The sequence below is a fragment of the Arthrobacter sp. GCM10027362 genome (genome assembly GCF_042679445.1).
Classification (GTDB): domain Bacteria; phylum Actinomycetota; class Actinomycetes; order Actinomycetales; family Micrococcaceae; genus Crystallibacter.
In genome coordinates this window covers 1-7,206 of the sequence record NZ_JBHTML010000190.1, presented here as the reverse complement: position 1 = coordinate 7,206, position 7,206 = coordinate 1, and the positions used below count along the sequence as shown (strand labels likewise).

Genomic DNA, 7,206 nt, shown 5'->3' with positions numbered 1-7,206 from the left:
CAGACGGCGGCGATGGCGGCCGGCTCCCGGCCCTTCAGCCGCGGCCAGAGCAGGCCCAGGAAAGCGGCGACGGCGGCGCCGTCGAGCCCCCACTGCCTGGGGTCCCCGAGCGCGTCGCCGGCCATGGCGCCGACGGCGGTGAACAGGTTCCAAAGCAGGAACACCCCGACCCCGGCGGTCCAGAAGCCGCGCTTCTGCTCCGCCGGATCCAGCTGCCCGGAGGCGGTGGCCGTGGACTCGTCGATGGTGACCTGCGCGGCCACGGGCCGGCGCCAGCGGCGCGGGCCGACCAGGGCGTTCATCTGCATGCCGTAGACGAAGTTGCGGATGCCCAGCAGCGCCGCCGCGCCCGCGGCGGCGGCCCCGGTCCCGCCGCCGCCGATCACGCCGATGAAGGCGAACTGCGAGCCGCCGCTGAACAGCAGCAGGCTCAGCGCCATGGTCTGGGCGAAGTCCAGGCCGGCGGCTACGGACAGGGCGCCGAAGGAGACGCCGTACAGCCCGGTGGCAATCGAGATGGACAGGCCCACCTTCACGGCCGGGGACTGCAGGATTTTCACCATCCAAGCCTAAAGGCTGCGTTCCGCCTGCTGCCCGCGCCACCGGGCCAGGCGGGCAAAGGACGGCCCGGGCGGAGCCGGAACCAGGGCGCGTGCCGCCGCGTCCGGTGCCTGGCGCCGGCGCAGCTCCAGGGCAAGGCTTTCCTGCCCGCGCGCCATGGCCCAGCGGTGGTTGGCGGCGAAGGCGGGCCGGAGCAGCCAGGATGTCCGCCGGAGCAGGGGCTTGTTCACGGTGACCTGCCAGTGGTACGCGGCCACCGCTTCCGGCCCGTCCTGCTCGAAGGTCCAGCGGCCGCTCCCGGCCAGGTCGCCCTCCGCGCGCAGCGCATAGCCGGACGCGGCCGCTTCGGTGACGGTCATGGTCCAGCGCAGCGTATAGGGCAGCCAGCCCTTGGTATGGAGCACCGCCGTCCTGCCGGAGCCGTCCGCGGCGCCCGGGTCCAGCACCCTGGCCTCAAGGTAGACCGAGGGCCACCACGCCGGCAGCGACGGCAGGTCCGCGAGCACCTCCCGGACCTGCGCCACGGTGCCGGGCACCCGCCAGACGGTACGGAATTCATAGCCGGTGCCGGGCAGGGGCGCTCTCACGACAGAAAAGCTACCCCTGCCCGGCAGGGGGATCAAGGAAACCGGCTAGGCGACAGCTTCCTCCGTGAAGCCGTAGGGCACCTCGGGGCTCAGCTCCACTGTGTAGCGGCCGGCACCGATGCGGGTGACCAGGATGCCGCGGGTGCGGTCCGCGCGGGCCCGCAACTGCAGTTCGTACACGGCCGCGTTCAGCTTTTCATCCGCCTCGTCCGGATGCGTCGCACTGATTTCCAGCTTGGCGGTGGCTGAAGCCGGCCGCCGTTCTTTCACACTGTTCATTTCTGACACCGTTTCGTTCAGTCCGGCTCCGCCGCGGAGAACGGCGGACCCGGGATGGGAAGAAACCGGCCCGATTGTGGGGCAGCCGGGCCAGTAGTCGGCACGAGTTTCCCACCACAACCGTTGAAATTCCCAATTATGTGATTTGGGCAACACAGGTTGCACCGGGTCCGCCAGGGCACCGGACGGCGGGCTTAGACGGACTGCTGGGCATGCCCGTTGATCGCATCCGCCGCCCGGATCAGCGCCAGGTGCGAGAAGGCCTGCGGGTAGTTCCCGGCCATCCGCCTGTTCACCGTGTCGTACTCCTCGGACAGCAGCCCCAGCTCGTTCGTGTAGCCCACCAGCTGGTCCATCAGGTCCCGTGCATCGCCGATGCGTCCGGAGCGCGCGTACTGCTCCACCAGCCAGAAGGAGCAGGCCAGGAACGGGTACTCCCCCGGCGCCAGCCCGTCCACGCCCGTCTCCGTGAGATAACGGCGGACCAGCCCGGCCTCGTCCACCAGCTCCTGCTCGATCCGCTGGACGGTGCCCAGCATCATGTCGTCGTCGTACTTGACGAAGCCCACCTGCGGCAGCACCAGCAGGGCGGCGTCCAGGTCCGCGCTGTCGTAGCTTTGGGTGAAGGAATTGAGCTCCCGGTTGAAGCCATGCTCGAGGATCTCCTCGCGCAGCTGGTCACGCAGCTCGGCCCAGTGCCGGGCCTCGCCCTCCAGCCCGTGGTCCAGCACGGCGCGCACCCCGCGGTCGAAGGCCGCCCACATCATCACCCTCGAGTGCGTGAAATACTTCGGGTCCCCGCGCGTTTCCCAGATCCCGTGGTCCTTGGTGTCGTAGTGCCTTTCCACGTAGCGCAGCAGGGCCTTCTGCAGCGGCCAGGAGAAATGGTCCTCGACGCAGCCGATGTTGCGCAGCTTCTCCAGCGCCACCATGACCTCCCCGACAACGTCCGCCTGGTACTGGTAAACGGCACCGTTGCCGATCCGGACCGGCTTGGAGCCGGCATAACCGGGCAGGTGGTCCAGCTCGATCTCGGGCAGTTCCCGCTCGCCGGCCAGCCCGTACATGATCTGCAGGTCCTCCGGGTCCCCGGCCACCGCGCGCAGCAGCCAGTTGCGCCAGTGCAGGGCCTCGGTCTCGTAGCCGTGGGTCATCATGGTTTCCAGCGTCAGCGCGGCATCGCGCAGCCAGACATAGCGGTAGTCCCAGTTCCGCTCGCCGCCGAACTGCTCGGGCAGCGAGGTGGTGGGAGCCGCCACGATGCCGCCGGTGGTTTCGTGCGTCATGGCACGCAGCACCAGCAGCGACCGCTTGACCAGGTCGTGGTAGTCCCCCTGCGGCGGGAAGCGGGAGCACCAGTCCTGCCAGAACCTGGTGGTCTGCTCCAGTGCCTCGTCCACGTTGATCATCGGCGGCACGGTCTGGTGCGAGGGGAACCAGCACAGTTCGAAGTCCACCGTCTGCCCGGCCGCCACGGTGAACTCGCCGCGGTGGCGCCGGTGGGCACGGCGCGGCAGGTCCCCGCCGTGCAGGACGACGGCGTTCGGTCCGCCGATGCCCACGATCGCCTCGGCGCCGGTTTCCTGGTCGGTGGTCCGGAAGACCCAGGGCACCACGTCGCCGTAGTGGAAGCGCAGGATCAGTTCCTGCTGCATGTCCACGGTGCCGGACAGGCCCTGCACGCGGCGGACCAGCGAGGCCCGCCGGTCCCCGGCCGGCATGAAGTCGGTGACCAGCGCCTCGCCGGTCGCCGTGCGCCAGCGGGTCTGCAGGACGAAGGTGGAGGGGATGTAGGCGCGTTCGACGACGGCGGGCTGTCCGGCTTCGGGCCGGTCGGCGTCCCCCGGCCAGGCAGCTTCCGGAGCTGCCTCCATCGCCTGTTCCAAGCCTTCGTAATAGTCCGCCTCCGCGTCGCTGGGCGCATAGGGCAGATCCCAGGCGCGGTCCGCGGCATGGCGTCCATTGCGCACCGCGGCCTCCTCCGCGACGCCGCCGCTCCGCCCGCCGGTATCGATGTGCGTTTGCGCGTTGCGGGCCTCGGCATCGGCGTCGGCGCCGCTGGCGACGGTATCCGGTGCCACGGTGCGGTCCGGGCGTTCGGCCACCCGGGTCGGGTCATTGGTTCCGGCGGCTTCCGGGCCGGCGCCCATGGGCGCCCCGCTTTGGGGTTCGGCGGCGGCGGGGGCAAGCAGCCAGCGGCCGTGTCCCGGCTCGCCCAGCAGGGCGGCAAAGAGGGAAGGTGAATCGAACCGGGGGAAGCACAGCCAGTCCATGCTGCCCGAGCGCGAGATCAGCGCGCCGGTGTGCAGATCCGAAATAAGGCCGTAATCCTCTATAGGGGATGCCATTTATCTACTGAATCACAGCGTGTTCGTTATTTCCACGGTCCCCGGCGGCCGTGGAGTGCGGCGTCCTAGCCGTGGATTTCCCGGACGGCGTAGCCCTCGGCCTTGGCGAAGAGGATCCTGGGGTCGGCGTCGCGGTTTTCAAGCCACGGCACGTCCCCGGCCGGGGTCATCGCCTCCACGCGGCCGGTCCTGACCACCCGGCTGCCCCTGCGGATCTGCACCTGCCGGCCGGCCAGCCCCGTCCACTGCCGGACCTGGTGTTCCGTGCCCTGGCGTTCCACGCCGTCCTTCCCCGGGTCAGTCCGTTTCCGGCCCTGCACGGCGGCGGCAGCCGTTGTGGCTGGGGCCGGCGCAGACGTGCGGGCCGTCCGCGATGCCGGCGAGCCAGACCTGCTGGAACGATCGATCTTCATGTGGCTTGTGCATGGTGGCGCTACCTGTTTCCTGTCCGTCAATCTCGTGCTGCGGGCTCGTGCTGCGGGCCGGGCCTGCCGCAGGCCCGCCTGCCGGGACCTCCGGGGGCGGCGCCGCCGCAGGATCTGCTGCAGCGGCACCGCCGGGGTCCGGCGGCCCGGAAGGGGCAGGGGTGCTCCGGGCTGGCCGGACCACGCACTCCCTGAAGGAGCGGGCCGCGGCGGTGCTTGGGGTGCGCGGCCCTCCAGATCAGGCTATAAACGAGCCGCCGCGGTGTCTGTGTGCAGCCGCACAGCCCGATTCGGACATTCCTGTGCATCAGCCGGCGGGGATCCGGGTGCGGGGAAGGCGTCCTGCGGCCCTGCAGCCGGGTCCTACAGCCCCGCAGCGGCGGCCTGCTTCAGCTGCCGGCGCACCTGGGCCGGGCGGTTCGTGGTGATCTCCTGGATCCCCAGCCCGCGGCACAGCTCCACGTCCTCCGGTGCATCCACGGTCCAGGCCCGCAGCCGGACGCCGCGGGCCAGCCAGCGTTCGATCAGCGCACGGTGGGATCTGATGTAGTCCAGGCCCGGGCCCGCCATTCCCACCCGCTCGTGTTCGATAAGCCGCTCGCCCTCGGACAGCGCGCGGCGGATCAGGGAAGCGACGGCGCCGGCGGCCAGGCTGCCCAGGAAGAGGCTGTCGCGGATCTCCTCGGCGTCCACGTCGTCGAGCAGCTGGCACAGGTGGTCCGCGGGCACGTAGCTGCCCAGGTACTCCACGGCGCCGGGGTGGAAGCTCATGAAGGAGATCCTGATGCCGTCGACGGTGGAAGTCTCCGGGTCCCAGCCCTCGGCCATCAGGTACTCGAGAAGTTCGTCCTCCAGCTGCTGGCCGTACGGGCTGGGATGCTTGAGCTCGATGGCCAGCTCCATCGGGCGGCCGGCGCCGCGCATGATCTGCAGCAGGTCGTCCACGGTGACGAGCTGGTCCGCGGTGCCGCCGAATTCGGGCGGTATGCTGACCCCGCGCCAGGACGAGACATCCAGGCGCAGCAGCTCCTCCAGCGTATGGTCCGCAACGTCCCCGCTTCCTGTGGAAGTACGCTCCAGTGTGAAATCGTGGAAGCAGACGAGCTTAAGGTCTTTGGTCAGGTGGACGTCGCACTCGATTCCGTCGGCACCGTCGGCGATAGCCTGCAGGAAGGCTGCACGCGTGTTCTCGGCGTATTGCCCGCTGGACCCGCGGTGGGCGAAGATCTTGTGCTTCATGATGTTCACGGTACGTGAACCGATTGCCCGGACTGAAGCGTCCGGCGGCGGAGAGGTGGACTTGGAGTGACACTTCGGGATACGGGCCGACAGGCCCCGGCGGACACGCTGCCGGCTGGCAGGCTCCGGCCGGTGCCCAGCGAGGCGGACCGGGCGGCGGCCCTGCGGAAAATGAAGGCCGTGGCCACGGGCCTGCTGGTGCTGCTGGCGGTCATCTTCCTGGTCGCCTTTGCGCTGCAGGAGCGCTACCCGTGGCTGCAGTATGTCCGGGCGGCGGCCGAGGGCGGCATGGTCGGCGCGCTGGCGGACTGGTTCGCGGTGACGGCGCTGTTCAAGCATCCGATGGGGGTGAAGATTCCGCACACCGCCATCATTCCGCGGCGCAAGGACCAGATCGGCGCCAGCCTGGGCCAGTTCGTGGAACAGAACTTTCTCGCCGAGGACGTGGTGCAGGCGAAGATCCGCTCGCTGGGTATCTCCCGGCGGGCGGGCAGCTGGCTGGCGCGGCCGGAGAACGCGGACCGGGTGGCCCGCGAGGGCGCGGCCGCCATCCGCGGCGCCATGCTGGTGCTCAACGACCAGGACGTCCAGGACATCATCGAGTCCATGGCCCGGCGCTACGTGCTGGATCCGCCGTGGGGTCCCCCGCTGGGCCGGCTGGCCCGGCGCGTGCTCGACGACGGCCACCACCTCAAGCTCGTGGACCTGCTGGTGGACCGGGCGGCGGACTGGGTGCTGGACAACGAGGGGACGGTGATCCGGCTGGTCTCGGAGCGCTCCCCCACCTGGGTGCCCCAGATCATGGACTCCCTGATGGGCCTGAAGGTCCACCAGGAGCTGTACAAGTTCGTGACCGCCGTCCAGGCGGACCCCAACCACGAGGTGCGCCGGCAGCTGGACAAGTACCTGCTGTCGCTGACCGAGGACATGCAGCATGACCCGGAGATGATCGCCAAGGTGGAGGCGATCAAGCACAATGCCCTGGGCGATCCCGAGGTCCGCACCCTGGCCGCACGGACCTGGGAAACCATCAAGGCGGCGCTGCTGGACGCCGTCGGGGACCCGGAGAGCCAGCTCAGCCGGGCCTTCACCACCGCCGTGCGGGACTTCGGCACCCGGCTGGCCACCGACGTCGAGCTCTCGGCCAAGGTGGACGGCTGGATCACCGAGGCCACCGGCTACCTGGTGCGCAACTACCGCACGCAGATTGCCGGGGTGATCACCGAGACCGTGGAGCGCTGGGACGCGACGGAGACCTCACGCAAGATCGAGCTGCAGGTGGGCCGGGACCTGCAGTTCATCCGGATCAACGGCACCGTGGTCGGTTCGCTGGCCGGGCTGGCCATCTTCACGGTGGCGGACCTGCTGCTCAGGTAGGCCGGCTACCCCAGGAAGCGGATGCGCCGGCCCGGCCGGGCCTGGGCCAGCAGCGGCAGGTCCGCCGGGACGACGACGGCGGGCACCGGATAGCCGCCGGTCACCGGGTGGTCGGCCAGGAAGACCGTCGGAAGCCCCGACGGCGGCACCTGGACCGCGCCGGTGACCATGCCCTCGCTGGGCAGCTCGCCCTCGACCGCGCGCTCCAGCGGCCGGCCCAGCAGCCGCACGCCCACCCGGTTGCTCTCCGGACTGACCGTCCAGTCCCGGCCGGTCAGGTGCTGCCAGCAGCTGCGGGCGAACCAGTCCAGCCGGGGACCGGGCTCGATCCGCACGACGATCGGCCCGGCCGGCGGGTCCGCGGCGGGGACCCAGGCCGCCTCCGGTGCC

General features: G+C 70.4%; 8 protein-coding genes. 1 reads left to right on the top strand and 7 read right to left on the bottom strand.

Features of this window, described 5'->3' with window-relative positions:
- From ACFQ36_RS19045 to ACFQ36_RS19020, 6 genes are all read right to left on the bottom strand, one after another.
- The coding region (locus ACFQ36_RS19045) for an AzlC family ABC transporter permease (RefSeq protein ID WP_377016476.1) at positions 1 to 563 on the bottom strand (563 nt) is incomplete at its 3' end.
- Positions 564 to 569: 6 nt separating this feature from the next.
- Positions 570 to 1,148 carry an SRPBCC family protein gene (locus tag ACFQ36_RS19040; RefSeq protein WP_377016474.1) on the bottom strand — a complete coding sequence of 193 codons (579 nt, stop codon included), beginning with the start codon at positions 1,146 to 1,148 and terminating at the stop codon, positions 570 to 572.
- A gap of 45 nt (positions 1,149 to 1,193) precedes the next feature.
- Complete coding sequence (locus tag ACFQ36_RS19035) at positions 1,194 to 1,427, bottom strand: hypothetical protein (protein ID WP_377016472.1); 234 nt, start codon at positions 1,425 to 1,427, stop codon at positions 1,194 to 1,196.
- A 194-nt stretch (positions 1,428 to 1,621) separates the two neighbouring features.
- Entirely contained in the window at positions 1,622 to 3,775 is a 2,154-nt protein-coding gene (locus ACFQ36_RS19030) for a glycoside hydrolase family 15 protein (RefSeq protein ID WP_377016470.1), read from the bottom strand.
- Between the two features lie 65 nt (positions 3,776 to 3,840).
- Entirely contained in the window at positions 3,841 to 4,056 is a 216-nt protein-coding gene (locus ACFQ36_RS19025) for a hypothetical protein (protein WP_377016468.1), read from the bottom strand.
- 507 nt (positions 4,057 to 4,563) lie between these two features.
- Positions 4,564 to 5,439, bottom strand: a complete 876-nt coding sequence (locus ACFQ36_RS19020; protein WP_377016480.1) for a glycerophosphodiester phosphodiesterase — start codon at positions 5,437 to 5,439, stop codon at positions 4,564 to 4,566.
- A gap of 171 nt (positions 5,440 to 5,610) precedes the next feature.
- On the opposite strand from ACFQ36_RS19020, the gene ACFQ36_RS19015 reads away from it, so the two are divergent.
- Positions 5,611 to 6,816: a DUF445 domain-containing protein gene (locus ACFQ36_RS19015; protein WP_377016478.1), complete on the top strand. Its 1,206-nt coding sequence runs from the start codon at positions 5,611 to 5,613 to the stop codon at positions 6,814 to 6,816.
- Positions 6,817 to 6,821: 5 nt separating this feature from the next.
- Here the strand turns inward: ACFQ36_RS19015 and ACFQ36_RS19010 are convergent.
- Positions 6,822 to 7,206 (bottom strand): allophanate hydrolase (locus ACFQ36_RS19010; protein WP_377016466.1); only part of this gene is annotated, 385 nt, incomplete at its 5' end.